The organism is Pseudomonas sp. WP18 (assembly GCF_036689585.1).
GTDB lineage: Bacteria > Pseudomonadota > Gammaproteobacteria > Pseudomonadales > Pseudomonadaceae > Aquipseudomonas > Aquipseudomonas chlororaphis_E.
On sequence record NZ_CP144758.1, the window covers coordinates 4,872,699 to 4,885,712 of the forward strand.

14 protein-coding genes are annotated in these 13,014 nt (G+C 64.1%); 10 read left to right on the top strand and 4 right to left on the bottom strand.

Annotated elements, in window-relative coordinates:
- Nucleotides 1–233: 233 nt before the first annotated feature.
- The 4 genes from scpB to V5F23_RS21585 form a co-directional block, all read right to left on the bottom strand.
- Nucleotides 234–1,181, bottom strand: coding sequence for an SMC-Scp complex subunit ScpB (gene scpB / locus V5F23_RS21570; protein ID WP_047736581.1), 948 nt, complete (start codon nucleotides 1,179–1,181; stop codon nucleotides 234–236).
- Nucleotides 1,182–1,192: 11 nt separating this feature from the next.
- Entirely contained in the window at nucleotides 1,193–1,891 is a 699-nt protein-coding gene (locus V5F23_RS21575) for a ScpA family protein (protein ID WP_172679738.1), read from the bottom strand.
- Nucleotides 1,892–2,023: 132 nt separating this feature from the next.
- The gene (locus V5F23_RS21580; protein WP_042729509.1) at nucleotides 2,024–2,653 is read right to left on the bottom strand and encodes an L-threonylcarbamoyladenylate synthase; all 630 of its coding nucleotides are present in this window, start codon (nucleotides 2,651–2,653) and stop codon (nucleotides 2,024–2,026) included.
- Between the two features lie 13 nt (nucleotides 2,654–2,666).
- A complete protein-coding gene (locus V5F23_RS21585; protein WP_042729503.1) occupies nucleotides 2,667–3,530 on the bottom strand; it encodes a PHP domain-containing protein in 864 nt (287 codons plus the stop codon).
- An 87-nt stretch (nucleotides 3,531–3,617) separates the two neighbouring features.
- Between V5F23_RS21585 and V5F23_RS21590 the strand changes: the two genes are divergently transcribed.
- The 10 genes from V5F23_RS21590 (at nucleotide 3,618) to V5F23_RS21635 (ending at nucleotide 13,011) form a co-directional block, all read left to right on the top strand.
- The gene (locus V5F23_RS21590; protein ID WP_042729504.1) at nucleotides 3,618–4,214 is read left to right on the top strand and encodes a septation protein A; all 597 of its coding nucleotides are present in this window, start codon (nucleotides 3,618–3,620) and stop codon (nucleotides 4,212–4,214) included.
- A gap of 1 nt (nucleotide 4,215) precedes the next feature.
- The gene (locus V5F23_RS21595; protein WP_042729505.1) at nucleotides 4,216–4,515 is read left to right on the top strand and encodes a YciI family protein; all 300 of its coding nucleotides are present in this window, start codon (nucleotides 4,216–4,218) and stop codon (nucleotides 4,513–4,515) included.
- A gap of 107 nt (nucleotides 4,516–4,622) precedes the next feature.
- A complete protein-coding gene (locus V5F23_RS21600; protein WP_042729506.1) occupies nucleotides 4,623–5,033 on the top strand; it encodes a translation initiation factor 2 in 411 nt (136 codons plus the stop codon).
- A gap of 7 nt (nucleotides 5,034–5,040) precedes the next feature.
- Nucleotides 5,041–5,718: a response regulator transcription factor gene (locus V5F23_RS21605; protein ID WP_042729507.1), complete on the top strand. Its 678-nt coding sequence runs from the start codon at nucleotides 5,041–5,043 to the stop codon at nucleotides 5,716–5,718.
- Between the two features lie 279 nt (nucleotides 5,719–5,997).
- Nucleotides 5,998–6,435, top strand: a complete 438-nt coding sequence (locus V5F23_RS21610) for a Spy/CpxP family protein refolding chaperone (protein WP_338496496.1) — start codon at nucleotides 5,998–6,000, stop codon at nucleotides 6,433–6,435.
- Between the two features lie 66 nt (nucleotides 6,436–6,501).
- The gene (locus tag V5F23_RS21615; protein WP_042731588.1) at nucleotides 6,502–7,842 is read left to right on the top strand and encodes a HAMP domain-containing sensor histidine kinase; all 1,341 of its coding nucleotides are present in this window, start codon (nucleotides 6,502–6,504) and stop codon (nucleotides 7,840–7,842) included.
- Between the two features lie 245 nt (nucleotides 7,843–8,087).
- Nucleotides 8,088–9,515 (top strand): di-heme oxidoredictase family protein, encoded by a 1,428-nt coding sequence (locus V5F23_RS21620; protein ID WP_212802953.1) that lies wholly within the window; start codon nucleotides 8,088–8,090, stop codon nucleotides 9,513–9,515.
- 28 nt (nucleotides 9,516–9,543) lie between these two features.
- Nucleotides 9,544–10,608, top strand: coding sequence for an imelysin family protein (locus tag V5F23_RS21625; RefSeq protein ID WP_053148091.1), 1,065 nt, complete (start codon nucleotides 9,544–9,546; stop codon nucleotides 10,606–10,608).
- Nucleotides 10,609–10,610: 2 nt separating this feature from the next.
- Complete coding sequence (locus V5F23_RS21630) at nucleotides 10,611–11,708, top strand: DUF1513 domain-containing protein (RefSeq protein WP_212802954.1); 1,098 nt, start codon at nucleotides 10,611–10,613, stop codon at nucleotides 11,706–11,708.
- A gap of 154 nt (nucleotides 11,709–11,862) precedes the next feature.
- Nucleotides 11,863–13,011: an efflux RND transporter periplasmic adaptor subunit gene (locus V5F23_RS21635; RefSeq protein WP_042731592.1), complete on the top strand. Its 1,149-nt coding sequence runs from the start codon at nucleotides 11,863–11,865 to the stop codon at nucleotides 13,009–13,011.
- The last annotated feature ends 3 nt before the right edge of the window (nucleotides 13,012–13,014 follow it).

A 13,014-nucleotide genomic window follows, 5' to 3' on the forward strand; every position in this document is an offset into this window, starting at 1 on the left:
CGCCCGACGCTTTTTCCGCCGACCGGTGACACGCCGCACCCTCCAATGTGGGAGCGGGCTTGCTCGCGAAGGCGTCATTCACATCACCCTCTTCATTGACTGACCCACCGCTATCGCGAGCAAGCTCGCTCCCACAAGGGTTCTGTGGGTATTCGGACCCCATGAACACTGAAGATCAATTGTGGGAGCGAGCTTGCTCGCGATGGCGGAGGTCTAATCACCAAAAAATCGGATCAGTCGTCGAACTCGCGCCGTTCGTTTTCGATCGCTTCAGCCAGGGCGCGGGCTTCGGCTTCTTCGTCGCTCAATTCGAGTTCCGGCGGTTGAAGGGCGGCGACGGCGGCCAGCAGTTTTTCCCGGGCTTCGGCCACGCCGAGGATGTCTTCTTCCGGCTCTGGCTCTGGCTCAGGTTCCGACTCGCTGTCAGGCTCAGGCAACTCATCCGTCTCGCCTTCAGGCCCCGGGCCCTCGCGCAGCAGGTCGTCGAAATCGGTCTTCAGGCCCTCCTCCATGGTGTCCAGTTCCAGCAGCAATGAGTGGAAACTGGTCTCCTCCTTGGGCTCCTCCGGCTCGGCGCTGGCATCGGCCAGGTCCTGCAGGCCCTGGGGCACAGGTGCATCGTCGAACTCCAGCACCGGCTCAGGCTCGATTTCCCGAAGCTCGGCCAAGGGCGGCAAGTCATCCAGGTTCTTCAGGTTGAAATGATCGAGGAAGGCCTTGGTGGTGGCGAACATCGCCGGTTTGCCCGGCACGTCGCGATAGCCGACCACGCGGATCCACTCCCGCTCTAGCAGCGTCTTGACGATGTGGCTGTTGACCGCCACGCCACGCACATCCTCGATCTCGCCGCGGGTGATGGGCTGGCGATAGGCAATCAGCGCCATGGTTTCGAGCATGGCCCGGGAATAGCGCTGCGGCCGCTCTTCCCACAGGCGCCCGACCCAGGGGGCGAACTTCTCGCGGATCTGCAGGCGATAGCCAGACGCCACTTCCTTGAGCTCGAAGGCCCGTCCCTCGCAGGATTTACCCAGCAGCGCCAGGGCTTTCTTGAACACGGCCGGCTCTGGCCGCTCGCCTTCCTCGAAAAGCTCGAACAGGCGCTCCATCGATTGCGGCTTTCCCGAAGCCAACAGGAAAGCTTCAAGCAAGGGGGCCAGCTCGCGGGGTTCAGTCAGATTCATTGATTTGCTCGTTATTCGGCTCGTGCCCGCACGTGGATCGCTGCGAACGGCTCATTCTGCACCAGCTCGACCAAGGATTCCTTGACCAATTCCAACACCGCCATGAACGTCACCACCACGCCCAGCCGCCCTTCCTCGGCGGTGAACAGCTCGACGAACGGCACGAAGCCGCCGCCTTTAAGCCGCTCCAGCACGTCGCTCATGCGCTCGCGGGTGGACAGCGCTTCGCGGCTGACCTGGTGACTTTCAAACATATCGCCTCGGCGCAGGACCTCGGCCATGGACATCAGCAGCTCTTCCAGGCTGACATCCGGCAACAACTTGCGTGCCCGGGCCTCGGGCGCATCCAGCTTGGGCACCAGCACGTCGCGGCCGACACGGCTCAAGCCGTCGATGCCTTCCGCCGCCACCTTGAAGCGCTCGTACTCCTGCAAGCGGCGGATCAATTCGGCGCGCGGGTCGTCCTCTTCTTCCTCGACCTCGGCCGAACGCGGCAACAGCATCCGCGACTTGATCTCGGCGAGCATGGCCGCCATCACCAGGTACTCGGCCGCCAACTCCAGGCGCACCGACTGCATCAGCTCGACATACCCCATGTACTGGCGGGTGATTTCCGCCACCGGGATGTCGAGGATGTTGATGTTCTGCTTGCGAATCAGGTACAGCAGCAGGTCGAGCGGGCCCTCGAAGGCTTCGAGGAACACTTCCAGCGCGTCCGGCGGAATGTACAGGTCCAGGGGCATTTCCAGGACCGCCTGGCCGTAGACCATGGCGAACGGCAGCTCCTGTTGCGCACCGGCCTGGCTGTCCGCGCTGTTCACAGGGGTTTGCACAGCCGACATTCAGGCCTCGGCCATGAACGGGGCCGGATCGCCGCAGCCGACCCGCACCACCTGCGGCTCGCCGTCGGCCAGGTTGATCACGGTGGACGCCTTCATGCCGCCGAAGCCACCGTCGATGATCAGCTCGACCTGGTGCTCAAGCAACTGGCGAATCTCGTAGGGGTCGGTCATCGGCTCGGTGTCACCGGGCATGATCAGCGTCACGCTCATCAGCGGCTCGCCCAGCTCGGCCAACAGCGCCAGGGCAATGGGGTGGCTCGGCACCCGCAGGCCGATGGTGCGTTTCTTCGGGTGCAGCAAAAGCCGCGGCACTTCCCGCGTGGCGTTGAGAATGAAGGTGTACGGCCCCGGCAGGTGGGCCTTGAGCAGGCGGAAGGTGCCAGTGTCGATCTTGGCGAACAGGCCCAGCTGGGACAGGTCGCTGCAGATCAACGCAAAGTTGTGCTTGTCGTCGAGCTGGCGCAGGCGTCGAACCCGTTCGACGGCGTTCTTGTCACCGATCTGGCAACCGATGGCGTAGGCCGAGTCGGTGGGATAGACCACCACGCCACCGCTACGGATGATCTCGACGGCCTGTTTGATCAGGCGCGGTTGCGGGTTTTCCGGATGAATCTGGAAAAATTGACTCACGTGTTCTACCTGTTCAGACGGCGGCGGTAACGGGATCATGTTTGAATCTACACCATAGTGGTGGCAGATCTTCCGGCAACGGGCGATATTCGCCGATCTCGGACCAGCCCCCAGGGCCATGGAAATCACTTCCGGCGCTCACCAGCAAACCGAATTCACGGGCCAGGATCGCCAGGCTGCCGACCTGCTCGGCCGGTTGGTGACCATTGACCACCTCGATGGCATGGCCCCCTGCTTGAATATAGTCGGCAACCAGGCGGCGACGCTTGCTACGGGTGAAATCATAGTGCCACGGATGCGCCAGGCTGACCCAGGCACCCGCCGCTCGCAGGGTCTGGACGGTCTCTTCCAGGGTCGGCCAATGCTGCTTGACGTCCCCCAGCTTGCCGGCCCCCAGCCATTTGCGAAACGCCTCGGCGCGATCCTTGACGAACCCCTCGCGCACCATCCAGTCGGCAAAGTGCGGCCGGGCCGGCGCGTTACCGCTGTCGCCCAGTTCCTGCTGGACCTGCCGGGCGCCCTCCAGCGCACCGGGCATGCCCTTGAGCTCGAGCTTGCGGCTGATCTCCTGCGCCCGCAGCCAGCGGCCGTCGCGCAGTTGCGCAAGGGCCTCGACCAGCGCTGGCGCATTCACATCGAAACCATAGCCCAGCACGTGAATGGTCGCCCCGCCCCAGGTGCAGGACAGCTCGACCCCGTTGACCAGTTGCATGCCCAACGCCGTGGCGGCGTCGCGGGCCTCATCGAGGCCTTCGAGGGTGTCGTGGTCGGTTAGGGCCAGGACTCGCACGCCGTGCTCGAACGCCCGCGCCACCAGAACCGCAGGCGCCAGGGCGCCATCGGAGGCCGTGCTATGGCAGTGCAAATCAACATTCACGAGAGTTTGTTACCTCAAATCAGCTGGCCCTATCGCGGCCAAGGATGTTTGTTATTATGCCGCCACATCCCGCTCCTGGCTGCCACTGTGAAACAATTCATCGATTTCATCCCGCTGCTGCTGTTTTTCGTCGTCTACAAACTTGATCCGCGCAGCGTCGACATCGCTGGTCAATCCTTGACCGTAGGCGGTATCTACAGCGCCACCGCGGTGCTGATCATCAGTTCCCTGGTGGTCTACGGCGCGCTGTTCATCTCCCAGCGCAAGCTGGAAAAGAGCCAGTGGCTGACCCTGATCGCCTGCCTGGTGTTCGGCAGCCTGACCCTGGCCTTCCACAGCGAAACCTTCCTCAAATGGAAAGCCCCGGTGGTCAACTGGCTGTTCGCCCTGGCCTTCATCGGCAGCCACTTCATCGGCGACCGCCTGCTGATCAAGCGCATCATGGGCCACGCCCTGAGCCTGCCGGACGTGATCTGGACCCGGCTGAACATCGCCTGGATCGCCTTCTTCCTGTTCTGCGGGGCCGCCAACCTGTTCGTGGCGTTCACATTCCAGGACTACTGGGTCGACTTCAAGGTCTTCGGCAGCCTGGGCATGACGCTATTGTTCCTGATTGGCCAGGGCATCTACCTGTCCCGTCACTTGCACGATACCGACACCACCACGCCAAACACCGAGGACTGACATGCTCTACGCAATCATTGCCACCGACGTCGCCAACTCCCTGGAAAAACGCCTGGCCACTCGCCCCGCGCACCTTGAGCGCCTGCAACAGCTCACCGCCGAAGGCCGCGTCGTGCTGGCCGGCCCGCATCCGGCCGTAGACAGCAATGACCCGGGCGCCGCCGGTTTCACCGGCAGCCTGACCGTGGCCGAGTTCGACTCCCTCGCCGACGCGCAAGCCTGGGCCGAGGCCGACCCGTTCGTGAAGGCCGGCGTCTACGCCAGCGTCGTGGTCAAGCCGTTCAAGCAAGTCCTGCCGTAAATCCCCCAGGTGCAATGAGCCTGCACGGCTCATTGCGCTCAATTGCTCATTGTTCTCGTTTGCCTGCCGACAACCTGTCTAATCTCGATTGGAATCCAGGAGTTGCAATGCGCAAAGGTCCGTTGTGCCTGTTGTTGGTCACGTTGGCGATCGGGGCCCCCGCCCATGGCGAGGAAAGCACCGAGGGCAGTCATTCGGCGCCCTTGTCCCTGAGCGCCGGTAGCCAGATCGCCGAGCTGCAACAGCGCTTGAAAGACAGCGAGCGCCAGCGTGAAGAACTGAGCAAACAACTGCAAAACGCCGACGGCGAGCGCGAAAGTGCCTTGCTGGGCCGGTTGCGCCAGGAAAACCAGCGCCTGAAACTGCAACTCAAAGAAGCCCAGGCGAGCCCGCTGCCGCGGCTGCTGACCGATCAGCAACAATGGTTCGTGATTGGTGCCGGGGTAGCGCTATTGGCCCTGCTCTGCGGTATCTTTGCCAGCGGTGGACGCAGACGACGTCGGCAATGGCTAAATTGAGTGAGTCATGAGCGAGCTGTTACTGATAGATGATGACCAGGAGCTGTGTGAGCTCCTGGTGAGCTGGCTGGGCCAGGAAGGTTTTCAGGTCCGGGCCTGCCACGATGGCCAGAGTGCCCGCAAGGCGCTGGCCGAGGCCTCCCCCGCGGCGGTCGTGCTGGATGTGATGCTGCCCGATGGCAGCGGCCTGGAACTGCTCAAGCAATTGCGCAACGACCACCCGGAATTGCCGGTGGTGATGCTCTCGGCCCGGGGCGAACCGCTGGACCGCATCCTGGGCCTGGAGCTGGGCGCCGACGATTACCTGGCCAAGCCCTGCGACCCACGTGAACTCACCGCCCGCCTGCGCGCCGTGTTGCGTCGCAGCCACCCGACGGCAGTGTCCAGCCAGATCGAACTGGGCGACCTGACCTTCAGCCCGGTACGCGGCGTGGTCAGCATCGACGAACAGGAACAGACCCTCACCGTTTCCGAAAGCCGCCTGCTCGAAGCCTTGCTCAAGCAACCGGGCGAGCCGCTGGACAAGCAGGAACTGGCGCAGATCGCCCTGGGCCGCAAGCTCACCCTCTACGATCGCAGCCTCGACATGCATGTCAGCAACCTGCGCAAGAAAATCGGCCCCCACCCCGACGGCCGCCCGCGCATCGTGGCGCTGCGCAGCCGAGGCTATTACTACAGCCTCTGAACCGATCCCCTTGTGGCGAGGGGATTTATCCCCGCTGGGGTGCGAAGCGCCCCCAAAGTCTTTCTGACTCCCGGTTATATCCGGCAGACCTCAGGGGGCCGCTGCGCAGCCCAGCGGGGGATAAATCCCCTCGCCACAGGGATTTGTATCGCCTGTTTTGTCAGGCTCGCACCCAACCGTCTTTACCCAAGCTTTACGCCCCCCTGACCGCCGCTGACCTTGCTCTGCGTAATCTGCACACATCCGGAACTGACCGGGAACGAGACAAGGAGAAACACCATGCGCAAGACCCTTATCGCTCTGATGTTCGCAGCTGCCCTGCCCACCGTTGCCATGGCCATGCCTGAAGGCCCCGGCCCGATGGGCCCGATGGACGGCCCGCGTCACGGTGGCCAGATGCACGACAAAGGCCCGTACAGCCAACTGGACCTGAGCCGCGAACAGCGCCAGCAGATCCGCAAGATCATGGACGAACAACGCCACGAACGCCGCGAGCTGGTAGAAAAGTACCTGGCCAAGTTGTCGCCCGCCGATCAGAAGGCCATGCAGGACGAAATGGCGGCCCGGCATGGAAAAGTCGACGCCCAGATCCGCGGGCTGCTCAAGCCTGAACAACAGAAAGAGTTCGACGCGATCCAGAAGAAACAGGCCGAGCGTCGCGCCGAATGGGCCGAATTCAAGGCCTGGAAAGCGCAACAGCCGCAAAAAGCGCAATAATGCGCTGAAGTCATCCAGCCCAACGGCAAACCGCCGTTGGGCTTTCTTTGTTTTCGAGGATTTACCGTGCGTTCATTGTTCTGGCGCATCCTGGCCAGTTTCTGGCTGGCCATCGCCCTGGTTGCCGGGCTGTCTATTCTCATGGGCCACATGCTAAACCAGGACGCATGGATCCTCAGTCGCCACCCGGGGCTCAACACCCTGGCTGAAGAATGGACGCAAACCTATGAAAGCCAGGGCGAGGACGCCGCGCAAGAGATCCTGCAACAGCGCAAGCGCCAGTACCACATCGACGTCCAGGTGCTCAACGAAAGCGGCGACCCGGTGGTGCGCGGCACCTTCCCGCGTCGCGCCGCGGCGTTCGAGGCCCGGCAGAACAACGACGACCGGCGCCTGCCCTGGCGGCGGCTGACCGACGAATTCACCAGCGCCAAGAGCGGCGACACGTACCTGTTCATCTATCGCATTCCCCACCCCGAACTGGATGCCTGGCACCGTGGAAGCCTGCTCTGGCCCCTCAGTGCCCTGGGAATCGCGCTGGTGGTGCTGACCTTGTTCAGCCTGCTGGTGACGCTCTCCATCACTCGCCCATTGAGCCGCCTGCGGGGCGCAGTGCACGACCTCGGCCAGGCCACCTACCAACAGAACAGCCTGGCCAAGCTGGCTGCCCGGCGAGACGAGTTCGGCGTGCTGGCCACCGACTTCAACCGCATGGGGGCCCGCTTGCAAAGCCTGATCGGCAGCCAGCGGCAACTGTTGCGCGACGTATCCCACGAGTTACGTTCGCCCCTGGCGCGACTGCGCATTGCCCTGGCGCTGGCGGAACGGGCAAGCCCCGAGGAACGCGAAAAACTCTGGCCGCGCCTGACCCGCGAATGCGACCGCCTGGAAGCGCTGATCAGTGAGATCCTGGTCCTGGCCCGGGTCGATGCCGACAACGCCAGCGCCGAGGACATCGAGCTGAACAGCCTGTTGGTCAACCTGCAAAAAGATGCGCAGTTGGCGTCGACAGAACAAAGCGTGCAGTTGAACGCTGAGCCGAACCTGAACCTCAAGGGCTGGCCGACCATGATCGAACGGGCCGTGGACAACCTGCTGCGCAACGCCCAGCGCTTCAACCCCGTCGGCCAGCCGATCGAAATGCGCGCGCTGCGCCAGGGGGAGCGGATCATCATCAGCGTGCGTGACCATGGGCCGGGGGTGGAAGCCGAACACCTGGGCCAGTTGGGCGAACCGTTCTACCGCGCGCCCGGGCAGACCGCCGCCGGCCACGGCCTGGGCCTGGCCATCGCCCGCCGCGCCGCCGAGCGTCACGGTGGCGCGCTGGTGCTGGCCAATCATCCTGGGGGCGGCTTCATCGCCAGCCTGGAGCTGCCATTGGTGCCCGGCGCGGTCGTTCAGCCTTAAGCGATTGGCTACGCTGCTCCACACAGGGCCTGCGGCGAACGCGGCGCCCTGTGGGAGCGGGCTCGCTCGCGAAGACACCAGCGCAGCCAGCATCCACGCAACCTGACCCACCGATTTCGCGAGCAAGCCCGCTCCCACATGAAACCGTGTCCGTCGCACTGAACCAAACGATAATCCCTCTTATTCAAACTGCCCCGCCCTGTTAGACTCTGCGCCCTCGTTTCATTCATCTCCCAGGTTGCCCGATGCCGTCGTTGCCTCTTCGTCTATGCGCACTGTTCATGGCCCTGGGCCTGAGTGCCTGCGACGATGCCCCGCGTTTTACCCAGGCCGAGCCCGGTGAAGCGCGGTCCGGTGGCGCAGCGACGGTCCGCAAGACCGACCAGAACGCCTTCTCCCTGCCCTCGGCCAACCTGCCGCCGTCGAGGCGCGTGGATTTCAGCGTCGGCAACAGCTTCTTCCGCAGCCCCTGGGTGATCGCCCCGTCGACCACCACCGCCCGCGATGGCCTCGGGCCGTTGTTCAACACCAACGCCTGCCAGAACTGCCACATCAAGGACGGTCGCGGTCATCCACCCGCGCCGGACGCCACCACGGCGGTGTCCATGCTGGTGCGCCTGTCGATTCCCGACGCGCCGCCCTACGCCAAGGTCATCGAACAGTTGGGGGTGGTGCCCGAACCGGTCTATGGCGGCCAGTTGCAGGACATGTCCGTGCCCGGCGTGGTGCCCGAAGGCAAGGTGCGGGTCGACTACAGCCCCGTCCCGGTACGCTTCAAGGACGGCACCCTGGTCGAACTGCGCAAGCCCACCCTGCAGATCACCCAGCTCGGCTACGGGCCGATGCACCCGGACACGCGTTTCTCCGCCCGCGTCGCACCGCCGATGATCGGCCTTGGGTTGCTGGAGGCCATCCCCGAGCAAGCCATCCTGGCGAACGCCCAGGCCCAAGCGCAGGCGAAGAACGGCATCGCGGGCCGCCCCAACCAGGTCTGGGACGATGCCCAGCAGAAAACCGTTCTGGGGCGATTCGGCTGGAAGGCCGGGCAACCCAACCTCAACCAGCAGAATGTCCACGCCTTCTCGGGCGACATGGGCCTGACCACCCGCCTGCGTCCCTTCGACGACTGCACCGAAACCCAGGTCGATTGCCGGCGAGCGCCCAATGGCAACGGCCCGGACGGTGAGCCGGAGGTCAGCGACAACATCCTTCGGCTGGTGCTGTTCTACAGCCGCAACCTCGCCGTGCCAGCCCGCCGCGAGGTGAATTCGCCCGACGTGCTGGCGGGCAAGAATCTGTTTTTCCAGGCCGGCTGCCAGTCCTGCCACACACCCAAATACACCACGTCCGCCAATGCGGCCGAGCCGGAGCTGGCCAACCAGGTCATCCGCCCCTACACCGACTTGCTGTTGCACGACATGGGTGAGGGCCTGGCTGACAACCGCAGCGAATTCAAGGCCGGTGGCCGCGACTGGCGCACGCCGCCGTTGTGGGGAATCGGCCTGACCGAAACCGTCAACGGCCATACCCAGTTCCTGCATGACGGGCGCGCCCGCAACCTGCTCGAAGCCGTGCTGTGGCATGGCGGCGAAGCACAAGCGGCGCAGCGCCAGGTTCTATCGTTCGATGCCGGGCAACGCGCCGCGTTGCTGGCCTTCCTGAATTCCCTTTAAACGTATTCTCCGACCACGGGAGCCCGACATGTTCCGTCCCAAGCTGTTGTTCACCAGCCTCGCCGCCCTGGCCCTCGGCGCCTGCTCGCCCCAGGACCCGCAAGCGGTCACCTCGGCGGCCATCGCCAAGCAAGTGATCCTGCCGACCTACAGCCGCTGGGTCGACGCCGACCGGCAGTTGGCGAGCAGTGCCCTGGCGTTTTGCCAAGGCAAGGAAACTCTGGAAACCGCCCGCGCCGACTTCCTCAAGGCCCAGAAAGCCTGGGCCGAGTTGCAACCGCTGCTGATCGGCCCGCTGGCCGAAGGCAACCGTGCCTGGCAGGTCCAGTTCTGGCCGGACAAGAAAAACCTGGTGGGCCGTCAGGTCGAGCAACTGATCAATAGCGAACCGCAGATCGACGCCGCTGGCCTGGCCAAGTCCAGTGTCGTGGTCCAGGGCCTGTCGGCCTACGAGTACCTGCTGTTCGACGCCAAGATCGACATGGCCGACGCCACGCAGAAGGCCAAGTACTGCCCGTTGCTGATCGCCATCGGCGAACGCCAGAAACAACTGGCCGAAGAAATCCTGTCGCGCTGGAACACCAACGACGGCATGCTCGCCCAGATGAGCAAGTTCCCGAACCAGCGTTACGCCGACTCCCATGAAGCCATCGCCGATCTGCTGCGGGTCCAGGTCACCGCCCTCGACACCCTGAAGAAAAAACTCGGCACGCCAATGGGCCGCCAGAGCAAAGGGGTGCCGCAACCGTTCCAGGCCGACGCCTGGCGCAGCCAGTCGTCGCTGCAAGGCCTGGAAGCCAGCCTGAGCGCGGCCCGGACCGTCTGGGCAGGCGTGGACAACAAGGGTCTGCGCGGCCTGTTGCCCAGCGAGCAGAAGCCACTGGCCGACAAGATCGATGCCGCCTACGATGCCTCACTGAAACTGTTCGCCAGCAGCCAGCGTTCGCTGACCGAAATGCTCAACGACGACGCCGGGCGCCAGCAACTCAACGATTTGTACGACAGCCTCAACGTCGTCCACCGCCTGCACGAAGGCGAACTGGCCAAGGCGTTGGGCGTTCAACTGGGCTTCAACGCCAACGACGGTGACTGATCATGCTTCGACGTCAGGCCCTGGCCCTGGGCAGCTTGCTGCTCGGCGCCGTTACCCTGGGTGGCTGGACGCTGTTCAAGCAAAAGGACAAGCAACCGCTGCTGCTTTCGGCGCGGGACGATGGTGATGGCCGGCATTACGCCGTGGGCTATCGACTGGACGGCAGTCGGGCGTTCGCCACCCAGGTCGGCCAGCGCTGCCACGACATCATCAACCACCCCACCCGGCCGATCGCCTTGTTCGTCGCCCGTCGCCCAGGCACCGAAAGCTACCTGATCGACCTGCGCGACGGTACGCTGCTGCAAACCGTCACCTCGCTGCCCGACCGGCATTTCTATGGTCACGCAGTGATCCACCGCGGCGGCGAGTGGTTGTACGCCACCGAGAACGATACCCGCGATCCGGGGCGCGGCCTGTTGGGCGTGTACCGATTCGAAGGCGAACGGCTGGTCCACAGCGGCGAAATCTCCACCCACGGCATCGGCCCGCACCAGGTGTCCTGGATGCCCGACGGCGAGACCCTGGTGGTGGCGAACGGTGGCATCCGGACCGAAGCCGAGAGCCGGGTCGAGATGAACCTCGATGCCATGGAACCGAGCCTGGTGCTGATGCAGCGTGACGGCACGCTGCTAAGCAAGGAAACCCTGCCCCAGTCGATGAACAGCGTGAGGCACCTGGGCATCGCCAGCGACGGCACCATCGTTTCCGGCCAGCAGTTCATGGGCGATGCCCACGAGTCTTCGCAACTGGTGGCGATCAAGCGACCGGGCGAGCCGTTCCAGGCCTTCCCGGTGCCCGAGCAGCAATTGCAGGCGATGGGGCACTACACCGCCAGTGTCGCCGTGCACAGCGAGCTGCGCCTGGTAGCCCTGACCGCACCCCGTGGCAACCGCTTCTTCATCTGGGACCTGGACACCGGTGAAGCGCGCCTGGATGCCCCCCTGCCAGACTGCGCGGGCGTGGGCGCCGTGGCCGACGGTTTCGTCGTCACGTCGGGTCAGGGGCGTTGCCGCTACTACGATTGTCGGCAGACACAACTGGTTGCAAAGCCATTGGATCTGCCCGCAGGGCTCTGGGACAACCATTTGCATCTGGTCTGAAGCCAATGTGCAGCTTACGGGCGCCAAGCGCCCGTAAATCCAGGAATAATCCCACACGACACAGCGCCCATGTCCGTCTGGAAACCCCGCCGCACTCGGAGTAATGTGCCCGCCTGATTATCTTTTCTCTCGGTTCTTTCCAAGGAAGTGGAACATGCTGCGACGCCGCATGCTGATCATGTTGGGTGTTGTCCTGCTGGTGGTGCTGTTGCTGGCCGGCTACAAGGCCTTCTCCGTCTACCAGCAGATCCAGATGTTTTCTGCGCCGAAACCACCGGTCAGCGTGGCCGTGGCCACGGCTACCGAGCAGCCCTGGCAGGCCCGCCTGCCCGCCGTCGGCAGCCTAAAGGCCTTGCAAGGCGTCGACCTGAGCCTGGAAAATTCCGGGACCGTGCAGAAGGTGCTGTTCCAGTCCGGGCAGAAGGTCAAGGTCGGCCAACCGCTCCTGCAACTCGACAGCGACGTCGAAAGTGCCTTGCTGCAAACCGCCGAGGCCGATCTAGGCCTGTCGCAACTGGACTTCGGACGCGGCCGACAACTGGTCGGCAGCCAGGCGATTTCCAAGGGCGAGTTCGACCGACTCTCGGCGCAAATGAAAAAGAACCAGGCCACGGTCAATCAACTCAAGGCCTCGCTGGCCAAGAAACAGATCCTCGCGCCCTTCAACGGCACCATCGGCATTCGCCGGGTGGACGTCGGCGACTATCTGGCCAGCGGCACGGTCATCGCCACCCTGCAAGACCTCAGCAGCCTGTATGTGGATTTCTACGTGCCCGAGCAAACGGTGCCCAGGCTTGCCGTTGCCCAGCCGGTCAATGTCACCGTAGCGGCCTATCCCGGGCAAACCTTCGTCGGCGCCATCAGCGCGATCAACCCCAAGGTCGAGGACAGCACCCGCAATGTGCTGGTGCGCGCGACCCTGGCCAACCCCGATGGCAAGCTGCTGCCGGGCATGTTCGCCGACCTGCAGGTGATCCTGCCGGAGGTGGCCAATGCTGTCGTCGTGCCGGAAAGCGCCGTGACCTACACCCTCTATGGCAACTCCATGTACGTGGTCACGCAAAAGAAGGCCGCCGACGGCAGCGTCGAGAAGGATGACAAGGACCAGCCGGTGCTGATCGCCGAGCGGCGCTTCGTCGAGACCGGTGAGCGCCGTGATGGAAAGGTCCTGGTTTCCAAGGGCGTGCAGAGCGGTGAACAGGTCGTGATCGCCGGCCAGATCAAGCTCGACAACGGTACGACCATCGCCATCGGCGACGACAAGACCCTGACCGAACAGAACAGCCCGCCGCGCGCGGACTGATCA

Bases quoted from the DNA above. Each gene is read 5' to 3' on its own strand.
- V5F23_RS21605 (WP_042729507.1), top strand. From the start codon at position 5,041: ATGAGCGAGCTGTTACTGATAGATGATGACCAGGAGCTGTGTGAGCTC.
- V5F23_RS21595 (WP_042729505.1), top strand. From the start codon at position 4,216: ATGCTCTACGCAATCATTGCCACCGACGTCGCCAACTCCCTGGAAAAA.
- V5F23_RS21600 (WP_042729506.1), top strand. From the start codon at position 4,623: ATGCGCAAAGGTCCGTTGTGCCTGTTGTTGGTCACGTTGGCGATCGGG.
- V5F23_RS21610 (WP_338496496.1), top strand. From the start codon at position 5,998: ATGCGCAAGACCCTTATCGCTCTGATGTTCGCAGCTGCCCTGCCCACC.
- V5F23_RS21620 (WP_212802953.1), top strand. From the start codon at position 8,088: ATGCCGTCGTTGCCTCTTCGTCTATGCGCACTGTTCATGGCCCTGGGC.
- scpB (WP_047736581.1), bottom strand. From the start codon at position 1,181: ATGAATCTGACTGAACCCCGCGAGCTGGCCCCCTTGCTTGAAGCTTTC.
- V5F23_RS21635 (WP_042731592.1), top strand. From the start codon at position 11,863: ATGCTGCGACGCCGCATGCTGATCATGTTGGGTGTTGTCCTGCTGGTG.
- V5F23_RS21630 (WP_212802954.1), top strand. From the start codon at position 10,611: ATGCTTCGACGTCAGGCCCTGGCCCTGGGCAGCTTGCTGCTCGGCGCC.
- V5F23_RS21625 (WP_053148091.1), top strand. From the start codon at position 9,544: ATGTTCCGTCCCAAGCTGTTGTTCACCAGCCTCGCCGCCCTGGCCCTC.